The 18,212-nt window shown below is 72.1% G+C and carries 20 protein-coding genes; 11 read left to right on the top strand and 9 right to left on the bottom strand.

Features of this window, described 5'->3' with window-relative positions; all coding sequences use genetic code 11:
- Positions 1 to 23: 23 nt before the first annotated feature.
- From ACQRWP_RS10275 to ACQRWP_RS10260, 4 genes are all read right to left on the bottom strand, one after another.
- A complete protein-coding gene (locus ACQRWP_RS10275; protein WP_430502015.1) occupies positions 24 to 428 on the bottom strand; it encodes a DoxX family protein in 405 nt (134 codons plus the stop codon).
- Positions 429 to 558: 130 nt separating this feature from the next.
- Entirely contained in the window at positions 559 to 2,889 is a 2,331-nt protein-coding gene (gene lon, locus ACQRWP_RS10270) for an endopeptidase La (protein WP_430502014.1), read from the bottom strand.
- Positions 2,890 to 3,030: 141 nt separating this feature from the next.
- Positions 3,031 to 3,900, bottom strand: coding sequence for a manganese catalase family protein (locus tag ACQRWP_RS10265; protein WP_210784870.1), 870 nt, complete (start codon positions 3,898 to 3,900; stop codon positions 3,031 to 3,033).
- 83 nt (positions 3,901 to 3,983) lie between these two features.
- The gene (locus ACQRWP_RS10260) at positions 3,984 to 4,715 is read right to left on the bottom strand and encodes a sensor histidine kinase (protein WP_430502013.1); all 732 of its coding nucleotides are present in this window, start codon (positions 4,713 to 4,715) and stop codon (positions 3,984 to 3,986) included.
- An 83-nt stretch (positions 4,716 to 4,798) separates the two neighbouring features.
- Between ACQRWP_RS10260 and ACQRWP_RS10255 the strand changes: the two genes are divergently transcribed.
- Complete coding sequence (locus ACQRWP_RS10255) at positions 4,799 to 5,422, top strand: response regulator (protein ID WP_430502012.1); 624 nt, start codon at positions 4,799 to 4,801, stop codon at positions 5,420 to 5,422.
- A gap of 144 nt (positions 5,423 to 5,566) precedes the next feature.
- Positions 5,567 to 5,914: a histone-like nucleoid-structuring protein Lsr2 gene (locus ACQRWP_RS10250; protein WP_088989485.1), complete on the top strand. Its 348-nt coding sequence runs from the start codon at positions 5,567 to 5,569 to the stop codon at positions 5,912 to 5,914.
- A gap of 125 nt (positions 5,915 to 6,039) precedes the next feature.
- Here ACQRWP_RS10250 and ACQRWP_RS10245 read toward each other — a convergent pair whose 3' ends face one another.
- Both ACQRWP_RS10245 and ACQRWP_RS10240 read right to left on the bottom strand, forming a co-directional pair.
- A complete protein-coding gene (locus ACQRWP_RS10245; RefSeq protein WP_430502011.1) occupies positions 6,040 to 7,332 on the bottom strand; it encodes a hypothetical protein in 1,293 nt (430 codons plus the stop codon).
- 294 nt (positions 7,333 to 7,626) lie between these two features.
- Complete coding sequence (locus ACQRWP_RS10240) at positions 7,627 to 8,508, bottom strand: hypothetical protein (RefSeq protein ID WP_430502010.1); 882 nt, start codon at positions 8,506 to 8,508, stop codon at positions 7,627 to 7,629.
- Positions 8,509 to 8,672: 164 nt separating this feature from the next.
- On the opposite strand from ACQRWP_RS10240, the gene ACQRWP_RS10235 reads away from it, so the two are divergent.
- Genes ACQRWP_RS10235 through ACQRWP_RS10215 form a run of 5 tightly spaced genes read left to right on the top strand, consistent with a single transcriptional unit; the run spans position 8,673 to position 11,100 of the window.
- A complete protein-coding gene (locus tag ACQRWP_RS10235) occupies positions 8,673 to 8,864 on the top strand; it encodes a hypothetical protein (protein WP_146754562.1) in 192 nt (63 codons plus the stop codon).
- Complete coding sequence (locus tag ACQRWP_RS10230; protein ID WP_430502009.1) at positions 8,861 to 9,241, top strand: Asp23/Gls24 family envelope stress response protein; 381 nt, start codon at positions 8,861 to 8,863, stop codon at positions 9,239 to 9,241. The genes ACQRWP_RS10235 and ACQRWP_RS10230 overlap by 4 nt, the downstream gene beginning before the upstream one ends.
- Position 9,242: 1 nt before the next feature.
- Entirely contained in the window at positions 9,243 to 9,764 is a 522-nt protein-coding gene (locus ACQRWP_RS10225; protein WP_430502008.1) for a DUF6286 domain-containing protein, read from the top strand.
- Positions 9,761 to 10,321, top strand: coding sequence for a hypothetical protein (locus ACQRWP_RS10220; RefSeq protein WP_430502007.1), 561 nt, complete (start codon positions 9,761 to 9,763; stop codon positions 10,319 to 10,321). The genes ACQRWP_RS10225 and ACQRWP_RS10220 overlap by 4 nt, the downstream gene beginning before the upstream one ends.
- 53 nt (positions 10,322 to 10,374) lie before the next feature.
- The gene (locus ACQRWP_RS10215; protein WP_430502006.1) at positions 10,375 to 11,100 is read left to right on the top strand and encodes a helical backbone metal receptor; all 726 of its coding nucleotides are present in this window, start codon (positions 10,375 to 10,377) and stop codon (positions 11,098 to 11,100) included.
- A 54-nt stretch (positions 11,101 to 11,154) separates the two neighbouring features.
- On the opposite strand, the gene ACQRWP_RS10210 is transcribed toward ACQRWP_RS10215, so the two are convergent.
- Positions 11,155 to 12,111 carry a TerC/Alx family metal homeostasis membrane protein gene (locus ACQRWP_RS10210; protein WP_430502005.1) on the bottom strand — a complete coding sequence of 319 codons (957 nt, stop codon included), beginning with the start codon at positions 12,109 to 12,111 and terminating at the stop codon, positions 11,155 to 11,157.
- A gap of 271 nt (positions 12,112 to 12,382) precedes the next feature.
- Between ACQRWP_RS10210 and ACQRWP_RS10205 the strand changes: the two genes are divergently transcribed.
- Together ACQRWP_RS10205 and ACQRWP_RS10200 are read left to right on the top strand one after the other, a co-directional pair.
- Positions 12,383 to 12,940 (top strand): hypothetical protein, encoded by a 558-nt coding sequence (locus tag ACQRWP_RS10205; RefSeq protein WP_430502004.1) that lies wholly within the window; start codon positions 12,383 to 12,385, stop codon positions 12,938 to 12,940.
- Positions 12,941 to 13,159: 219 nt separating this feature from the next.
- Positions 13,160 to 13,552: an FKBP-type peptidyl-prolyl cis-trans isomerase gene (locus tag ACQRWP_RS10200; protein ID WP_430502003.1), complete on the top strand. Its 393-nt coding sequence runs from the start codon at positions 13,160 to 13,162 to the stop codon at positions 13,550 to 13,552.
- A 79-nt stretch (positions 13,553 to 13,631) separates the two neighbouring features.
- On the opposite strand, the gene ACQRWP_RS10195 is transcribed toward ACQRWP_RS10200, so the two are convergent.
- Positions 13,632 to 14,018 (bottom strand): STAS domain-containing protein, encoded by a 387-nt coding sequence (locus ACQRWP_RS10195; protein ID WP_430502002.1) that lies wholly within the window; start codon positions 14,016 to 14,018, stop codon positions 13,632 to 13,634.
- Positions 14,019 to 14,201: 183 nt separating this feature from the next.
- Here ACQRWP_RS10195 and ACQRWP_RS10190 point away from each other — a divergent pair, with 183 nt between their 5' ends.
- Positions 14,202 to 15,218 carry an SMP-30/gluconolactonase/LRE family protein gene (locus tag ACQRWP_RS10190; protein WP_430502001.1) on the top strand — a complete coding sequence of 339 codons (1,017 nt, stop codon included), beginning with the start codon at positions 14,202 to 14,204 and terminating at the stop codon, positions 15,216 to 15,218.
- Positions 15,219 to 15,282: 64 nt separating this feature from the next.
- On the opposite strand, the gene ACQRWP_RS10185 is transcribed toward ACQRWP_RS10190, so the two are convergent.
- Complete coding sequence (locus ACQRWP_RS10185) at positions 15,283 to 16,551, bottom strand: Ig-like domain-containing protein (protein WP_430502000.1); 1,269 nt, start codon at positions 16,549 to 16,551, stop codon at positions 15,283 to 15,285.
- A 682-nt stretch (positions 16,552 to 17,233) separates the two neighbouring features.
- Between ACQRWP_RS10185 and ACQRWP_RS10180 the strand changes: the two genes are divergently transcribed.
- Positions 17,234 to 18,199 carry a sugar phosphate isomerase/epimerase family protein gene (locus ACQRWP_RS10180; protein WP_091397722.1) on the top strand — a complete coding sequence of 322 codons (966 nt, stop codon included), beginning with the start codon at positions 17,234 to 17,236 and terminating at the stop codon, positions 18,197 to 18,199.
- The last annotated feature ends 13 nt before the right edge of the window (positions 18,200 to 18,212 follow it).

Raw genomic sequence — 18,212 nt, 5'->3', positions numbered from 1 at the left:
AGTACGACGGTCGCCGGCGCGGATCAGAGGGCGTACGGGCCGAAACGGCCCCAGGCCACCACGGCGGCGAGGACGAGCAGCACCGCGCAGGTGATCGCGCCCTGGATCTCGGTGCGACGCCCGTCCTGGGTGGTCTGCTGCTTCCGGTCGCGCAGGTGCACCAGGATGCCGCCGATCATGACGATGACCAGCCCGACGGCGGCGAGCGGGGTGAGCACTGTGGCGACGCCGGTGGCGGCGGGCAGCACCAGCCCGGCGGCGGCCAGCAGCTCGACCGCGCCGAGCGCCTTGACCTGCGACGGCGGGACCGGGTCCACCCACCGCATCACGCCGTTCAGCTTCTCCTTGGGCTGGGTCAGCTTGGCCAGCCCGACGCCGGCGAAGACGGCGGCGAGCAGGATCTGAATGATCCAGAGCACCACGTTCACGGGGGTTCCTCCAGGGGGCCGCCTCGCGGCGGAGAGGTGGTTGACGGTGCAGACGAGACAGTAGACCTCCCCCGCGTACCGAAAGGGCCCCCGCCGTCGCAAGACGGCGGGGGCCCGGATGGTCGGAGCGTCAGACCGCGAAGAGCGCCGGACCGTCCAGCGTCTTCACGTCGGCCGGGCGCAGCGCCAGGGCGAGCACGTCGGCCACGTCGGCCAGGGTGTGCACTGTCAACGCCTCGCGCACCTCGGCCGGCAGGTCGTCCAGGTCGGGCTCGTTGCGCGCCGGGATGATCACCTCGGTGAGGCCGGCCCGGTGCGCGGCGAGCAGCTTCTGCTTCACCCCACCGATCGGCAGCACCCGACCGGAGAGCGTCACCTCACCGGTCATCCCGAACTCGGGGCGGACCGGACGGCCGGTGACCAGCGACGCCAGGGCCGTGACCATGGTGATGCCGGCGCTCGGACCGTCCTTGGGCACCGCGCCCGCCGGGAAGTGGACGTGGATCCGGCGTCCCGCCAGGGCGTTCGGGTCGATGCCGAACCGCCGCCCGTTGGAGCGCAGGTAGGAGAGCGCGATCTGCGCCGACTCCTTCATCACGTCACCGAGCTGGCCGGTCAGGGTCAGCCCCGGCTCGCCCTCCATGCTGGTCGCCTCGATGAAGAGCACGTCCCCACCGGCGCCCGTGACGGCCAGGCCGGTGGCCACGCCGGGCACGGCGGTGCGCTCGGCCGATTCCGGGGTGAACTTCGGCCGACCCAGGTAGCCGGTGAGGTTGTCGGTGCCCACGCGTGCCGGCGTCGGGTCCGTCGCCAACGTCACCGCCACCTTGCGCAGGATCTTGGCCAGGGCCCGCTCGAGCTGCCGGACGCCGGCCTCCCGGGTGTACTCCCCCGCGATCAGCGCGAGAGCCTCGTCGGCGACGCTGACCTCGTCGACGGTCAGCCCGGCCCGCTCCCGCTGCCGGGGCAGCAGGTGGTCGCGGGCGATGGCGACCTTCTCGTCCTCGGTGTACCCGTCCAGGGTGACCAGCTCCATCCGGTCCAGCAGGGGGCCGGGGATGGACTCCACCACGTTGGCGGTGGCCAGGAAGAGCACGTCGGACAGGTCGAGGTCGACCTCCAGGTAGTGATCCCGGAAGGTGTGGTTCTGGGCCGGGTCGAGCACCTCCAGCAGGGCGGCGGCCGGATCACCGGCGTAGCCGGCGGCCAGCTTGTCCACCTCGTCGAGGAGCACGACCGGGTTCATCGAACCGGCCTCGCGCAACGCGCGGACGATCCGGCCGGGCAGCGCCCCCACGTAGGTGCGCCGGTGCCCGCGGATCTCCGCCTCGTCGCGGACGCCGCCGAGCGAGACCCGGACGAAGTTACGCCCGAGCGCCCGCGCCACGGACTCGCCGAGGCTGGTCTTACCCACCCCGGGAGGACCGGCGAGGGCGAGCACCGCGCCGGAGCCGCGACCGCCGACCACACCGAGGTTGCGCTCGGCACGCCGGTTGCGCACCGCCAGGTACTCCAGGATGCGGTCCTTCACGTCGGCCAGGCCGGCGTGGTCGGCGTCGAGCACCGCCCGGGCGGCGGCCAGGTCGGTGTTGTCCTCGGTACGCGTGCCCCACGGCATCTCGAGCACGGTGTCCAGCCAGGTACGGATCCAGCCCGCCTCCGGGGAGGCGTCGCTGGCCCGCTCCAGCTTGCCGACCTCGCGCATGGCCGCCTCGCGTACCTTGTCAGGCAGCTCGGCGGACTCGACCCGGGACCGGTAGTCGGCGGAGCCGTCCGGCTCGTCCTCGCCCAGTTCCTTGCGGATCGCGGCCAACTGCTGGCGCAGCAGGAACTCGCGCTGGGACTTCTCCAGCCCCTCGCGGACGTCACTGTTGATCTGCTCGGTGACCTCCTGCTCGGCCAGGTAGTCCTTCACCCAGCCGACCAGCAGCTCCAGCCGGGCGGTGACGTCCGGTGCGGCGAGCAGCTCGTTCTTCTGCTCCAGCGTCAGCCAGGGCGCGTAACCGGCCGAGTCGGCCAACTCGGAGAGGTCGGTCATCCGCTCCACCGCGTCGATGACCTGCCAGGCGCCCCGCTGCTGGAGCACGGAGGTCACCAGGGCGCGGTACTCGCGGGCGAGTTCCCGGGCCCGACCGGCGTAGGCGGGTTCGTCGAGTTCGGTCGCCTCGACCCAGAGGGCGGCGCCGGGCCCGGGCACGCCGGAGCCGATCCGGGCCCGGGACAGGCCACGGATGACGGCGGCGGGCTCACCCTCGGGCAGCCGGCCGACCTTCTCGATGGTGGCGACCACGCCCACCGGGCCGTACTCGCCGTCGATGCGCGGCACGGCCAGCAGCTTGCGGTCGCCGGTCGCACGCGCCGCGTCGATCGCGGCCTGGGTGGTGGGGTCGAGGGTCACCGGGATGACCATGCCGGGCAGCAGCACGGCGTCGGTCAGGGGAAGTACCGGAAGAGTTGCCATCGAACACCTGCTATCGCGTTGAGTTGAGCGTGTCTCACTCAAGTAACAAAGCGTTCCCCTTGTTCCGGCCTGTGACCCAGACCACTCTTCCGCCCGGTCCGTCGGGTCGCCCGGGACCGGCGGGCGACCCGACGAGGCACCTCAGGTGAGCTTGCTCTTCACCGTGTTCACCACCGAGCCGGCCACCCCCGGGTTGGTGCCGTACAACCGAGGGTCACCCGGAGGCAGCACCGGTTCCGGCGCGTTCGCCCGCGGGTTGTCGTCGTACCGGAACTCACCCTTGCCGTCCGGCGAGGGCCCGGACGCCCAGCGCCCCTGGGCGGCGTCGGTGCCAGAGGAGAAACCCAGGTAGGTGTAGCCGTACTCCTCGGTGAACTCACCCGAGTCCGGGAACGCCTCCGGCACCGGCATCTCCTCCAGCCCGTCCTCCTTGAGCTGCTCGATCGCCGCCAGCCACATGTTCTGGTGCATCGTGTCGCGGGCCAGCAGGAAGCGCAGCATCTGCTTGACGCCCGGGTCGTCGGTCATGTGGAACAACCGGGCGACCTGGAGCCGACCCTGCGCCTCGGCGGTGACGTTGAGCTGGAAATCGGCCAACAGGTTGCCGCTGGCGGTGATGAACGCGCCGTTCCAGGGCACCCCGTTGGAGTCGGTGGGCAGGGCCCCACCACCGCCGTGGATGAAGTGCGCCGGGTTCTCACCGGCGTAGGTCGCGGCACCTCCGGGGTCCTCCGCGATCCCCTCGGTCAGCGACAGCGGCGCATTGTCCAACAGCCGGGTGATCATCGTGACGATCATCTCGACGTGGCCCATCTCCTCGGTGCCGACGTCGAGCAGCAGGTCCTTGTACTTGCCGGGCAGTCGGCAGTTCCAACCCTGGAAGAGATACTGGTTGGCGACCGTCATCTCGCCCCACTTGCCGCCCAACACCTCCTGCAAACGGCGGGCGAACGCCGCGTCCGGGCCGTCCGGCTTGGCCTCGAACTGCAGATCCTTGACGTGGCTGAACATCCAACCTCCTCGGTACCGGAAATAGGTAGCGAGGCCGTTCCCGCCCCGATGACCCGAGCGGGCCAACCGGTGTCCCGCCCGGGTCAGCGCACCGGGCGAGCCATCGGCAGCAACACCTCCAGCGCCACTCCACGGGGCCGTAGCCGGTGCGCCCGCAGCGCTCCCCCGTCCGTCGCGAGGAGCTGTCGCGCGATCCACAGGCCCAGACCGGACATCCCGACGGCCGGCGCCGGACGCCGCAGCGCGACCAGCAGCGAATCGTCGACCCGACCCTCGTCGGTGACCAGGATGCTCAGGCTGGGGCCACGCAGGGTGGCGTAGAGCCCGACCTGCCCGTCCGGCGGCCCGTGCCGCAACGCGTTCTGCACCAGGTTGACCAGTACCTGTCGGGTTCGTCCGGCCGGCACCGGGCAGGAGGCCGCCCGCCGGGTGGCCCGCGCCCGCCGACGGCCGACCGGCACCAGCGCGGCGGCCTCCCGCAGGATGCCCGACAGCGCGACGGCCGGCTCCGGCTGCGGAGTCGGCGTCAGCACGCCGGTGCCGGCGGTCGCGTCGCGCAGCAAACTCTGGAGGTGGGCGGCCTGGTCGCGGGCCAGCTCACTGAGCGCCCGCCGGTCGTCCCCGGTCAGCTCGCGACGCTCGTCGGCCAGCGCGCGGGTCAGCGAGGTCAGGGTGCTGATCGGCGTCCGGAACTCGTGGCACAACACCCGCAGGAGCAACTCCGAATCCGCCGCCGTCGGTGGCCTCTCGCCGGGTGTCGGCTCAATGGGGCGCAACCCTCGCAGCAGGTCCCGCAAACCGTGCCGTACGCGCATCCACCCGACTCCTCTCGTTGGGTGCGAACCCGCATGATCGGTACCCGCTGGGGAACGGCGCAGACATGCCGGGAGCCTCCACCTTGCGACTCGTCGTCGTGGACGATCACCCCCTTTTCGTCCGCGGCCTGGAGTTGCTGCTTCCGATCACCACAAACGGCCGCGCCGAGGTGGTTGCCTCGACCGGCGACGCCGCCTCGGCGGCGGCCCTGGTCAGCAACTACTGCCCCGACCTGGCCCTGGTCGACCTGCACATGCCGCCGCCCGGCGGCATCCGGGCGGTGGCCGCGATCCGGCGGACCACCCCACGGGTACGGGTGGTCGCGATGTCCGGTTCCACCGACCCCGGGCCAGCGGTGGAGGCGCTGCGGGCCGGCGCGGAGGGGTTCCTGCCCAAGACCAGCGAACCGGAGGAACTGCTGCCCCCGCTACTGGCCATCCTCGACGGCTGGGCGGTGCTGCCGGCCGAACTGCTGCGCGCCGTGCTGCGGCCCACGCGCTCCACGCCCGTCGACCTGGACGGCGAGGAACGGCGCCTGCTGCGGGCGATCGCCGTCGGCCGCAGCACCGTCGACATCGCCGAAGAACTGCACGTCTCCGAACGGACGGTGAAACGGATGACCGCCGCGTTGCTGCGCAAGTTGCGGGTCTCGAACCGGGCCGAGGCGGCTGCCATCGCCGGTCACAGCGGCATCCTCGCGGAATGAAGCCTCGCCACCGAACCGATTCACGGTTTTGCTCGGTAACGGAATCGCGACGCGCCGAATGAATGGAAGGCATATTGTTGCGGATTACCGGGGTGATAGGTCAGACTTTGGACACATCCCGCCGCACACAGGGAGTAATCGGCAATGGCGAGAAAAGTAATCACGGTCCTGACCGACGACCTCGACGGTGGGAAGGCCGACCGGACGGTTGAGTTCAGTCTCGACGGCGTGGCCTACACGATCGATGTCTCCGACGAGAATGCCGGCGTCCTGCGCAAGGCGCTCGATCCGTACATCAATGCGGGTCGGCGGATCGGGCGCGGCCCGGTGGAGAGCGCCCGTTCAGTCCGGCGGCCGGGGCGACCCGCCGGCGCGGGAATGGATCGGGAGCAGAACCGGGCCATCCGGGAATGGGCCGTCAAGAACGGCTACAAGATTTCCGAGCGCGGCCGGATCCCGGTTGAGGTCGTCGAGGCGTACAAGAGCCGCTGACGCGACTCGACGGGGCCCCGCCGGAAACGGCGGGGCCCCGTCGTTTGTCCGGGTACCCGAAGCGACGCGGCGGCCGGCCACCCCGGGTTGTCGCCCCGGGTGGCCGGCCGCCGTTGTACGTCAGCTCAGTTGACGTCGATGCGCACCGAGTCGAAGGCGGGGGTCTGGTTGGCCCGCTCCATCATCGGCAGGCGGTGCGAGCCGTCACCGGCCCAGACGGAGCACTGGGCGGTACCGGACTCCGGCAGGCCCGGAATCTGGATCGTCACCTCGTCGGGCTGGGCGCCGCCGCGACCGTCCTCGGTCGCGACGAAGAACGCGGGCACCTCCTGCGGCTCCGGCGGAGCGGTCAGGCTGTCCAGCATCCGGCAGGCGGTGTGGAAGTGGCCGCGGACCAGGCCCTGGTCGTTGAGGAGCGAGCTCTCCACGTAGTAGCCACCCTGACCGGCGGCCAGGAAGCGGTCCCGGACCAGGTTGCGGGTGCTGACCCGCAGGGTGAAGGGCTGGTTCTGGCCGACCTGCTCGGGGAACTGGGTGATCAGCAGCGACGGGTTGTTGGCCGCCGCGCCGACCTCACCGAACTCGGTGCTCACGCAGCGGTTGCCGTTCTGGAAACCGTCGTGCGGCTGGAGCTGGCTCTCGTCGCAGTCGTTGGCGAGCACGCCGAGCCCGGCGCCGGGCTCGGTGCCACCGCCGTTGTTCCCGCCACCGTTGTTGCCGCCGCCGCCGTTGTTGCCGCCGCCGTTGTTGCCGCCACCGGGGGTGGTGGTTGGCGTGGTGCCGCCACCGTTGTTGCCGCCCGTGCCGCCGGTGGGCTGCACCTGGCACTCGGCGAGCTGCGCGAGGCCCTGCGGCCGGGGTCCGGCCCGGTCGATGGCGGTCGTGATCCGGTCCAGCACGGCGCGGCGCTTGCCGGCCAACGGCTGGAGGATCGCGCTGCGGATGAACGCCTCACCCTTGTTGCCCTCGGCGGCGAGTCGGCGGTCCGCCTCGGCGATCTGGGTCTGCAACTGGGCGAGATTGCGGTCCACCTCGGCCCGCGCCCGGTTCGGCACCTGCGGCAGTTTGGCCGCCACATCCGGACAGGCGATGGCCGTGCCGGTGCCCACCGTGCCGTCCTTGCCGTCCTCGCACTCGGGGACCGACTGCTGTCCGTCACCCCAGTGATTACGCACCCACCGACCGTTCTGCCAGGTCCGGCTGGTCGAGCCGTCGCCAGTGGGCGCGGTCGCGCCCGGGCTCGGCTCCACGCACTGCCCGGAAGCCGGACGTGGCTTATTTGTCCGCCGGTCCTGGGCCGACGAAATCTGAGTCACGGCGACAACTCCGCCGAAGACCGCGAGCGTGCCGACAACTGCCAGCAGACGCTTGCTCCGCGCGTTGCCGGAAGGCCGGCGCGCCCGAGTGGACCTGCGCATCGAATTGCTCTCCTTCTCGATCCGGTAGTGGATTTCTGCCCTCGGCGGACCGACGGATGTGAGTTGGCACGCCGCGGTGGCGACCCACCGTGACCTACCCGGTAATGCGTCGATGGCCGACGATGCCCTTTCCGCACCGTCTCCCGCGCCCGGTGGACGCGGATGGGGAGATCCTGTTCATTCGCGCAGGAGTACGGGGCGGCGGCCGGGAAGGTTCAACAGACGCACAGGAAATTGCCGCGACCCGACACGGAGCCGGTGCGGAGCAGGGATCAGCAGGTGAAACGGGCCTGGTCAGTCGGCGCAGAGGTGGTCGAACGCGAAGCCGCCGACCAGTTCGTGGCGGCGCTGGCTCAGCGCGGCGATCTGCGCGGTCCACTCGGCGCGCGACGGCAGGTCGGCGACGGCGTTGTCCCGCAGTCGTTCCCCCACGGCGACGGCGGCGAGATCCTCGGCCAGCCGGGCCGCGTCGATGCCGCAGGAGAAACGGTGTTCGGTCACCGAGACCTGCTCGATGAGGCACGCATCGGGGCGTACCTGCACCCAACTCCACCCCTGCGCCGGCCCGTCCACCCAGCGGACGTGCAGTCCTCGCACGATCGGGTCGGCCACCTGCCCGGACACGTACGCCTCGACCGCTGCCGCGCGGGTCAGCGCGCCGAGGTCGTTGACCGCCCCGGTACGCCCGCCCGGCAACCGGCCCAGGATGTCCCGGAAGCCCACCGGCGCCGGTTCGGTCCCGGCGGCGGTGGTCCCGGCGCCGCCCGCCGCGTAGGTGCGCGCGTCGATCACGTATTCGACCAGACGACGGCCGTGCTCTGCGGCGCTCAGCGTCGGCGAGCCGATCCGCAGCACGGGCAGGTCGACGGCTGCGCTCACCGCGTCCTTGAGTCGCTCCACCCGCTGCTCCGCCGAGCCGGCGGACGGCACCGGGCCGATCTCCACGGCGACGACCGGGTGGCCGGTGTCGGCGGCGTAGACCACGAAGTCGAAGCTGGTGCGGCTCGCCGAGGTCCACTGGCTGCCGGTGACACCGGGTGGGCGGCCCTGGACCAGGTCACTGAGCCGGCGTGCCGACAGGACCCGGTGACCGGCGCGGCTGAGCAGCGCGTCGCGCCCCGCCTCGGCGGGCATCGCCCGCAGCCAGCCGCGGTCGTTGCTCCCGGTGCTCGTCATCTGCCTGATCCATCCGCCGGTCGGTCGAGCCGGGACGAGTCTAGGTGGTCGATCATGGGCCACCGACTTCTGATGTGACCGGGATCACAGCAGCGCCGACGTTCCAGGGATGGCCGCCGGGTGTATCCAGCGACCGCCGGTACCGGACCGGCCCGGAGGTGACCATGTCGCGACAGCAGTTCGGCTTCCTCGCCGGGTTCCTCGCCGTGGCGGTCTGGGCGCTCGCCGGCGTCGGCGTGGCCGCCCTCGCCGTGCTCGCTGGCCTGCTCGGCTGGTTGGTCGTCCGGGTGCTCGACGGCGACCTCGCGGTGACCGGTCTCGGCGACCGCCGCGCCGACGCTCGGCGGCGTCGATGACCACCCGCCCGTCCGCGGGGACGAACCCCAGCACCGGACTGGCCGCCGGGACGACCGGTCCGGAGCGCCGCCCGGGTGACACGGCGGACGTCGCGCGGATCGCGGTGCAGGCGGCCAGCCTCGTGCCGGGCGTGTCCGTCGTCCGCCCGGCGGCGGTTCGCCTGGACGACCGGTCCGTCGCACTCGACCTGCACCTCATCACCTGGTACGGGCACAGCGTGCCGACGATCGCCGAAACGGTCCGGGCGGTGGTCACCGACCGGGTGGCCGCCCAGACCGGGCTCAGCGTGGCGGTGGTGACCGTCACCGTGGACGACCTGCTCGTCCCCGGCGTCGACTCCGCCGGCGCCGGCACCGCCACAGCGGAGGACGGCTGAGATGCGCACCGCCAACCGGGTCGCCTCGTTGCTGCTGGCCACCGCCCTGCTTCTCGGCGGCGCGGCGGCGGCCGTGCAGGCGTTGCTGCTCGCCCTGCACCGACCGACGCCGCTCGACACCACCGGCTGGATCGACGCGCTGAGCGGCACCCGCTGGCGCGACCCCACCGTCCGGGCCGTGGCCGGCGGGGCTCTCCTGCTGGGCCTGGCCATCCTCGCCGCCCAGCTGCGCCGCTGGACGCCGGTCCGCCTGCGCGCCGACGAGCGCGACGGCTGGTACCTGCACCGGCGCTGTGTGGAACGGCGCCTCGCTGACGCCGCGAGCGCGGTGCCGGGCGTCCGCCGCGCCCGGGTCCGGGTCCGACGGCGCGGCGGCCAGTGGCGCCCCCGGGTGCGCGCGACCGGTGACCCGGCGGCCCGGGCGGAGATCGAGTTCGCCGTGCACCAGGAGTTGCGGCACCTCACCGCGCCCCGCCCCGCCCGGATCGACGTCCGGCTGCTACCTCGGCGACGGCCGGCGTGACCAACGCCGGGCACCGACTGCTGTGGACCATCATCGCGCTGCTGCTGGTGGCGGGCGGCGCGGCGGCGTTGACGGCCAGCCTCGGCACGTTGCCCGGCGCTGACCCGGCGGCGGCGCTGCTCAGCGCCGAGCTGGTCGACCGGTGGCGACTGGCCGCGCCGTGGAGCACCCTGGCCGCGGCCGTCGCCGGAGCGCTGATCGCGCTGGCCGGGCAACGCCTGCTGACCCGGGAGCTGCGGGGCCCGGACGGCACGCTGCGCGGCACCCTGAGCCACCCCGGACGCCGGCCGGGCCGAACCCGGCTGGCCACCGACGTTCTCGCCGACGCGCTGGTGCGCGACCTGACCGGCAACCCCGGGGTACGCCGGGCCCGGGTGGTGCTCACCGGCGCGCCACCGCACCCCGACGTGTGGATCCGGGTGGACCTCACCGCCGACGCGCCGGCCGCCGGCGTACGCGAGCACGTTCGCGCCGCGGTCCGCCGATTCGCGGCGACGACCGACTGCCAGCCCGCGCACCTCGACGTGACCGCCCGCATCGAGCCCGGCCACCCCTGACCCGCCGACGACCCGAGGGGCATGATCGGTGTCGGGCGAACGGAGGTACGCGGGTGCGGGTGGTGTCGCTGGTGCCGTCCCTGACCGAGGCGGTGGCGCTGACCCTGCCGGGAGCGCTGGTCGGAGCCACCGACTGGTGCAGCCACCCGATCGGGCTCGACGTGGCCCGGGTCGGCGGCAGCAAGTACCCCGATCTGGACCGGGTGCGCGCGCTGCGGCCGGACCTGGTGCTGCTGAACGTGGAGGAGAACCGCCGGGCCGACGCGGACGCGCTGCGGGCGGCCGGCGTACCGGTGCGGGTCACCTATCCGCGGACCGTTCCCGGCGCGTTGACCGAGCTGGGCGACCTGCTGACCGAACTGGGCGCGCCGACCGAGCCGGCCTGGCTGGGGGCCGCCCGGCGGGCGTGGGCCACGCCACCCCGGCTCACGACGACCCGCCGCGCGGTGGTGCCGGTCTGGCGTCGGCCGTGGGTGGTGCTCGGCGGCGACACGTTCGCCGGTGACGTGCTGCGCCGCCTCGGCGTGCTGAACACCTACGACGAGCACCCCGAACGCTATCCCCGCCCGACCCTCAGCGAACTACGCGAACGAGAGCCCGACCTGGTGGTGCTGCCCGACGAGCCGTACCGGTTCACCGCCGACGACGGGCCGGAGGCGTTCCGCGGCGTACCGTGCGCCCTGCTCTCCGGGCGGCACCTCACCTGGTACGGCCCGTCCCTGGCCGAGGCGCCCGCGCTGCTCGCCGACCAGCTGTCCCGGCCGGTGCTGGTCGGCTGACCCCGGCCGCCGCCCGGCGGATCCGGACGCGGCCTGGCGGCCCCGGCCAGCGGCTCAGCCGTCGGTTCGGCGGCGGGCGGCCAGGGTGCTGGCGCCGATGGACACCGCCAGGGTCAGCAGCACCACGGCCAGGGTCAACCAGACCGGCAGCTTGCCGACCGGCGTCTCGGCGAGGATCAGCTTCAGCCCGGCGAACGCCAGTAGCAGCGCGAGCCCGTACCGCAGGTAGCCGAAGTGCCGCAGCAGGCCGGCGAGGCAGAAGTAGAGGCTGCGCAGCCCCAGGACGGCGAACGCGGTGGCCGTCCAGACCAGGAAGGTGTTGGTGGTGATGGCGAGGATCGCCGCCACCGAGTCGATGGCGAAGACCACATCGGTGGCCTCGATGGCGACGAGCGCCACCAGCAGCAACGTCGCCACCCGCCGGTCGGCCACCCGGGCGGTGAACCGGTCGCCGTGATAGCGGGCGTCGGTGGGCACCAGCCGCCGGAACAGCCGGACCACGACGTTGCGTTCCGGGTCGACGTCCGGCTTCCCGCGTACGGCCAACCGCCAGCCGGTCCAGATCAGGAACGCGCCCAGCACGAACCCGGCCCAGGCGAGCCGGTCCAGCAGCTCGGCGCCGGCGAAGATGAACAGCAGCCGGAAGACGAGCGCCCCCACGACACCCCAGAACAGCACCTTGTGCTGGTAGCCCGGCGGCACCTGGAAGTAGCCGAAGAGCAGCGCGAAGACGAACACGTTGTCCACCGAGAGCGCCTTCTCCAGCAGGTAGCCGGAGAAGTACGCGATGGCCGGGTCACCGCCGAGGCCCCACCAGACGACCAGCCCGAACAGCAGACCCGCGCCGATCCAGACGGCGCTCCACAGCAGCGCCTCGCGGAGCTCGATGACGTGGTTGTCCCGGTGCAGGAGCACGTCCACGGCGAGCAGCACCGCGATCACCGCGCCGACCGCCGCCCACGCCCACAGCGGAACCGCGACCGTCGCCTCAGCCACCGACGCCCTCCGCATCGACCACGGTGCACCGCCCGTCACCAGGGCCGGCCGGCCCTTTCCGAGCCTAGGTGAACGCCCCACCCGGTATCGGACGGTCCAACAAAGTCGGGTCGGGCCCCACGACGACGATCTGACAGCTACCAGTGGGGGCGGCGAGCGGCGCCGCCGGAACCGAAGGGGGTCGAACGTCCCGAGCGGTTGCGGTCTGTCGGCCCTGCCGCCGAGAACGCCGTGGGCGTCCACTGGAGATGCCACCGGGAAGCGCGGTGCGAAGCTGAGAAGGGACGTGGGGACCATGATCGCGACGATCGAGCGGGTCACCGCCGAGAACACCGCTGCGAAGGCCGGCACCGCTCACGAACGGGCCGTCAGGTACATCCTGGCCGGCACCCGGCTGGCACTCGGCTGGATCTTCCTCTGGGCCTTCATCGACAAGATGTTCGGCCTCGGGATGGCCACCGAGTCGAAGAACGCCTGGATCAACGGGGGTAGCCCCACCAAGGGATTTCTGGCCTTCGGCGTGACCGGCCCGTTCAAGGATCTCTACGCCGGAATCGCCGGTGCCGCCTGGGCGGACTGGCTCTTCATGGCCGGCCTGGCCGGGATCGGTGTAGCGCTGCTGCTCGGCATCGGCATGCGGGTCGCCGCCGTGGCCGGTGGGCTGCTGCTGGTCATGATGTGGGCCGCCGTCCTGCCTCCGGAGAACAACCCCTTCATGGACGACCACCTGATCTACGCGGCGGTGCTGGCGGTCCTGGCCCTGGTCAACGCCGGCGACACCTGGGGCCTGGGCCGGGTGTGGGCGAGGCTGCCGATCGTCCGGCGGACGCCCTGGCTGCGGTGAGCACCGCGCACCCCCTCGGCGCAGGCGTCACCAGCACCGGTGACGCCCGCCATGGCGTCGTTCCACCGTCCGGGCCCGGAGCGCCATCGGGACCGTCGGCGCACGACCAGCGTGTGGGGCTGCGGAGCAGGTTGCGGGTCCGCCGCACATCGGTGAGGGGTGATCCGGCAGGATCGACGGTGACCGGACACATCACCCAACACGGCAGGAGATCCCCGCATGACCCAGGCAGCAGGCGCCCAGTCGGGCAAGCCCGAGGTTGGTCCGATCGAGGGTGCACCGCCGGCCGACCTCGTGATCGAGGACATCACCGTGGGCGACGGCCCGCAGGCCGAGCCGGGCCAGTTGGTCAGCGTGCACTACGTCGGCGTGTCGCACTCCACCGGCGGCGAGTTCGACTCGTCGTGGAACCGGGGCGAGGCGTTCGACTTTCCGCTCGGCGGCGGTCAGGTCATCGCCGGCTGGGACCAGGGCGTCGCCGGCATGCGCGTCGGCGGTCGCCGCCGCCTGATCATCCCGCCGCACCTGGGGTACGGCGACCGGGGTGCCGGCGGCGTCATCAAGCCGGGCGAGACGCTGGTCTTCGTCGTCGACCTGCTCGGCGTTAGCTGACCGATTGTCGGGGTCGCCGGCCCACGTCGGCGGCCCCGCGCCCGGGTGCGACGGAGGCGGCCCACCTCGTCGACCAGCGTCAGGCGGCCAGTTGCAGGTCCGTGGTCGCGACCACCGGGCGACGCGCGGCCTCGACTGGCGAGGCCAGCTCCAGAATCGGCATCACGCGGTGCAGCCCACTGACGCGCAGCACCCGCGCCACCACCGGGCTCGGGTCGACCAGGACCAGCTCGCCACCGCAGGCCCGCACGCGCAGATGCGCCGCGAGCAGCGTGCGAACGCCAGCGGCGGAGAGCAGCCGCAGCCCGGACAACTCCAGTTGAAGCACCGGGCGGGCCGGCGCGGACCACAGCGCCGACCGGAACGCGGCCACCGTGGCGATGTCGACCTCGCCGGCCACCCGCACGAGGACCATCCGGTCACCCACGCTGACCTGCACGTCCAGCCGGTCGCTGTGCTCTTCCATGTCCAGAAATCTAGCCGCCACCACCGACACTTTCGCCCCTCCACGGAGTGATTCCGGGTACGCCCAGGGGCATACCCCGAGGTACCCCGCCTCCCTCTCGGGGTGGAGTCAGGGGGGCCGGGCGGCGCGCCGCGCGGGCTCAGAACCCGGGGGTCGGCCGGCATTCGGGTGGAGAATAGGTCGATGCTGATCCCCCGGCCCCGGCCGCCCCGGCTGATCCGCCCCGTCCGCGAGCCGGCGACCCGCCCTCCGGCGCTGGCCGGGGCATGGGCCCCCACTGACCGCCGGCTCGACGAGGCCGAGTTGCTACCCCTCCCCGCGGGCGCCGTCGGCCCCGAGGACGTGCTGGTCGACGGCGCCGGGCGGGTGATCAGTGGCGACGAGGACGGTCGGCTCTGGTGGTGGCCGGTCGACGCGCCGGCCGGCACCCCGCCCCAACTGTTGGCCGAGACCGGGGGCCGTCCGCTCGGCATCGAGCTGGACCCGTCCGGCGAGGCCCTGGTGGTCTGCGACGCGTACCGCGGGTTGCTGCGGGTCACGCCCGACGGCGCGGTACGCGAACTGACCGGAACGGCACCCCCGGTGCACCTGGCCAACAACGCGACGGTGGGCCGTGACGGCACCATCTACTTCACCGACAGCTCCGACCGGTTTCCGGTCTCGCACTGGAAGCGGGACCTGCTGGAGCACCGCCCCAACGGTCGGGTGCTGGCCCACCATCCGGGCAGCGGCCGCACAGAGGTGGTGACCGACGGGCTGTACTTCCCCAACGGGATCGCGCTGACCCCGGACGAGTCGGCGCTGATGCTCGTGGAGACCAGCACCCACCGCCTGCTGCGGGTCGAGCTGAGCGGCGGCGTGCGGGTCCTCGCCGACCTGCCCGCGTACCCGGACAATCTCACCTCGGTGGGCGACGGTACGTACTGGATCGCGCTGCCCAGCCCCCGGGTGCCGATCGCCGAACGGCTGCTGCCCCATCCACGGCTGCGCCAGATCGCCGCCCTGCTGCCCGACGCGATGCAGCCGCAGCCACGCCGCTACGGGCTGGTCGCGTTGGTCGACGACGCGGGAACGGTCCGCCGGACGCTGCACGGACCGAACGGGCACTACTCGATGATCACCGGGGTACGCCAGCACGGCGACCACCTCTGGCTGGGCAGCCTGACCGGGTCCGGGGTGGCCCGCGTACCCCTGGGGTGATGGGCGGCGACAGGGCCGGTCCGCCGTCGTGGCGGGCCGGCCCTGTCCTGCCGCAGGTGGTGTCTCAGCGGCCGCTGACCGAGGGCGCCGGTGCGGGCGATCCGCCGGCCACCGCGCCCGGGTGCGCCGGGGCGACCGGCGCGGGCTTGAGCCCGGGCGGCACCGGCAGGGCGCTGCCCCGGGCGAACTCGTCCCAGCTCACGTTCCACGCGGTCCAGCCGTTGCCCGGCTGTAGCTCCACCTCGGTGCCCTTGACGGTGACCAGGTCACCAACCTGCGTCACCCCCATCAACCAGTCGGCCGCGGTGGCGGAGACGTTCGCGCAACCGTGCGAGACGTTGGTGTTGCCCTGGTCCCCCTCCGACCAGGGGGCGGAGTGGATGAACTCGCCACCCCAGGTGTAGCGCTGGGCGTCGTCGACGTCGACCACGTAGCCACCGTCCGGCTCGCCCCGGGTGTCGAAGGTGACCCGCTCGTGCTTCTCCATGATCACCATCTTGCCGCTGGAACTCGGCGTGCTCGACTTACCCAGGCTCACCGGGATCCGGCGGACCTGCTTGCCGTCGCGCAGCACTGTCATCTGCTTGGTGGCGTTGTCGATCTCCAGCGAGACCTGCCGTCCGATCTTGGAGGTCGCGGTCCGCTCGGCGTCGCCGACCAGTTTCTTTCCGATCGGCAGACCCTCCAGCCCGGCCCGGACACTGATGGTGGTCCCCGGCTTCCAGAAATCGGGGGCCCGGTAATAGACCTGACTTCCGTCCTCAAGCCATGACCAGGCACCCGGTTGCGGTGGATTGGTCTTTACGAACAACCGTCTCTGGACATCTGCTCTGGCCTCTTTCGGAATTCCTGGGTCGAACGCCACAGTTACCGGCATCGCCGTGCCGTACGTCCGATTGCCGTTGAAATAGAGGGTGCTGGTGATCTGCGGTTTGGTCGATTTGGCCATCGTCGTGAACGTGGTGGTACGGGTGGTGGTGGCACCGGAGTCCCCCGTCGCGGTCACCTCGGCGGTGTAGGTCCGTCGTGGTTGCAGCGGGGCGCTCGGCACCCAGCCGGAGCCGTCCTCGCGCGGCTCGGCGTTGACCTGCTTGCCCTTGTCGTCGATGAGGCGTACTCCGGTGACCCGCCCGCCCTTGACCACGGTGCCCACCTCGGCGCTGACCGGGACGTCCCGGGTCTTGTCCCCCGGCGTCACAGCGAGCTCCGGTGGGGCGGCGTGCTTCTTGGCCGAGCCGGTCGCCGAACCCCGGTCGGCGGTGCACGCACCCAGGACGAGTGGTGCGGCTGCGATGGTTACCGCCAACAGCGTCAATCGCCGCCTAGACGTCATGTTCAGTCCCCCCGTATTCGACTTCCCTCCGCCACATTCTTGCTCGCTTGAGGGGACCATTCGCGGCATTCCGAAATAATCGACAGCGCATTTATCGACGCATTTTCCGACAATGCTCCGCTTGGCCGGAACAGGGGTTCAACCGACCCGTGTCATCCGCTTTGCTCCGCTTGAGCGACGCAACGTCGACTGTCCGGATGGCGGGCGGGGCGGCACGCATGATCGACTCGAGTTCAAGGAGGTCGCGGTATCCGGGTCGGCCCAACACCGCGACTTTCAGGAACCCGCGTCGATCACGAACCTCGTCGAGCGAGCCGGACGGGGGGCGGATCGCGCGCGGCGCGGTGGGCACGGGAAGTAGAAGGTCACGCCGGGTGGCGCACCTCGTGGGCGGACTTTTGTCAGTTGAAGCGAAACTTCCGGCGAACGCGACAAAGCTTTGCCTTCGTCCGGGGGCAAGGGTAAGGTCTCGATCTAGATAGAGGGTTGCCCATTCGTCGATCAACTTGCCGCCACCTCTGCCGGGTCGCCGCGTTCCGCTCCCAATGGGTCCGGGCCGCACCCGCGCCGTCCCTCACCGTCCAGCCGGAGCCCGCCTCCGGCCGGTTCGGCGCGCCCGGCGGACGGCAGTCAGGTCGACCGCCGCCGACGGCGTACCAGCCGTCAGGAAGGGACCACCACCATGGATCAACAACTCAACCGACCGGGGCCGACACCGGCGTCCGAGCCGGTCAGCCGGCGTGGAGTGCTGCGCGCCGCGACCGTCTCCGCGGCCGCTGTCGGCGCCGCCGGTCTGCTCGGCGGCCCGGCCGTCGCCGCGCCCGCCGCATCCACCGGGCAGGCCCAGGGCCGCCGCCGGGTGCCGGTGGACCGGATCAGCATTCAGCTCTACACCCTGCGCGATCAGCTCGCCGCCGACCTGCCCGGCACCTTGGACGCGCTGCGTCGGATCGGCTACCGGCGAGTGGAGCACGCCGGTTTCGTCGGACGCACCGCCGCGCAGTTCCGGGCCGCGCTCGACGAGGCCGGGCTGCGTTCCACCTCCGGGCACGTCGGCATCCCGCAGCCGTTCGACGCCGCCACCTGGGAGCAGGCCCTCGCCGACGCCAACGTGGTGGGCTGCAAGAAGATCGTCCACCCGTACTTCGGTCGGGACGCGAGCGGTCAGCCGATCCGGGACCCTGCCGTCTACCGGGCCCTGGCCCGGGACCTGAACCGCGCCGGTCGGCTCGCCGAACGCGCGGGGCTGGACTTCGGCTACCACAACCACCAGCTCGAGTTCGTGCCGCTGACCGGCGGCTCGACCGGGTTCGACATCCTCAGCTCGCAGACCGATTCCCGGCTGGTCCACTTCGAGCTCGACCTCTACTGGACCTGGCGGGGCGCCCACGACCCGGTCGACGTGATCCGGGCCAACCGCGGTCGGATCCGCCAGGTGCACGTCAAGGACCTCGACGTCGAGGGTGGCTTCGCCGACCTCGGCGACGGCGTCATCGATTTCGGCCGCATCTTCGCCCACGAGCGTGAGGCCGGCATCGAGGAGTACATCGTGGAGCGTGACGACGCGGGCACCGCGCCGCGCTCCCCCGCCGACGCCCTGGACACCGCTCGCGTCGGCTTCGACTATCTCGCTTCACTTCGGTACTGAAACCACCCCGGGG

It is taken from the genome of Micromonospora trifolii (genome assembly GCF_050516465.1).
GTDB classification, from domain to species: Bacteria; Actinomycetota; Actinomycetes; order Mycobacteriales; family Micromonosporaceae; genus Micromonospora; species Micromonospora trifolii.
This window is presented reverse-complemented; position numbering and strand designations above follow the sequence as displayed.

Bases quoted from the DNA above. Each gene is read 5' to 3' on its own strand.
- lon (WP_430502014.1), bottom strand. From the start codon at position 2,889: ATGGCAACTCTTCCGGTACTTCCCCTGACCGACGCCGTGCTGCTGCCC.
- ACQRWP_RS10265 (WP_210784870.1), bottom strand. From the start codon at position 3,900: ATGTTCAGCCACGTCAAGGATCTGCAGTTCGAGGCCAAGCCGGACGGC.
- ACQRWP_RS10260 (WP_430502013.1), bottom strand. From the start codon at position 4,715: ATGCGCGTACGGCACGGTTTGCGGGACCTGCTGCGAGGGTTGCGCCCC.
- ACQRWP_RS10250 (WP_088989485.1), top strand. From the start codon at position 5,567: ATGGCGAGAAAAGTAATCACGGTCCTGACCGACGACCTCGACGGTGGG.
- ACQRWP_RS10245 (WP_430502011.1), bottom strand. From the start codon at position 7,332: ATGCGCAGGTCCACTCGGGCGCGCCGGCCTTCCGGCAACGCGCGGAGC.
- ACQRWP_RS10240 (WP_430502010.1), bottom strand. From the start codon at position 8,508: ATGACGAGCACCGGGAGCAACGACCGCGGCTGGCTGCGGGCGATGCCC.
- ACQRWP_RS10235 (WP_146754562.1), top strand. From the start codon at position 8,673: ATGTCGCGACAGCAGTTCGGCTTCCTCGCCGGGTTCCTCGCCGTGGCG.
- ACQRWP_RS10230 (WP_430502009.1), top strand. From the start codon at position 8,861: ATGACCACCCGCCCGTCCGCGGGGACGAACCCCAGCACCGGACTGGCC.
- ACQRWP_RS10225 (WP_430502008.1), top strand. From the start codon at position 9,243: ATGCGCACCGCCAACCGGGTCGCCTCGTTGCTGCTGGCCACCGCCCTG.
- ACQRWP_RS10210 (WP_430502005.1), bottom strand. From the start codon at position 12,111: ATGCGGAGGGCGTCGGTGGCTGAGGCGACGGTCGCGGTTCCGCTGTGG.
- ACQRWP_RS10200 (WP_430502003.1), top strand. From the start codon at position 13,160: ATGACCCAGGCAGCAGGCGCCCAGTCGGGCAAGCCCGAGGTTGGTCCG.
- ACQRWP_RS10195 (WP_430502002.1), bottom strand. From the start codon at position 14,018: ATGGAAGAGCACAGCGACCGGCTGGACGTGCAGGTCAGCGTGGGTGAC.
- ACQRWP_RS10190 (WP_430502001.1), top strand. From the start codon at position 14,202: ATGCTGATCCCCCGGCCCCGGCCGCCCCGGCTGATCCGCCCCGTCCGC.
- ACQRWP_RS10185 (WP_430502000.1), bottom strand. From the start codon at position 16,551: ATGACGTCTAGGCGGCGATTGACGCTGTTGGCGGTAACCATCGCAGCC.
- ACQRWP_RS10180 (WP_091397722.1), top strand. From the start codon at position 17,234: ATGGATCAACAACTCAACCGACCGGGGCCGACACCGGCGTCCGAGCCG.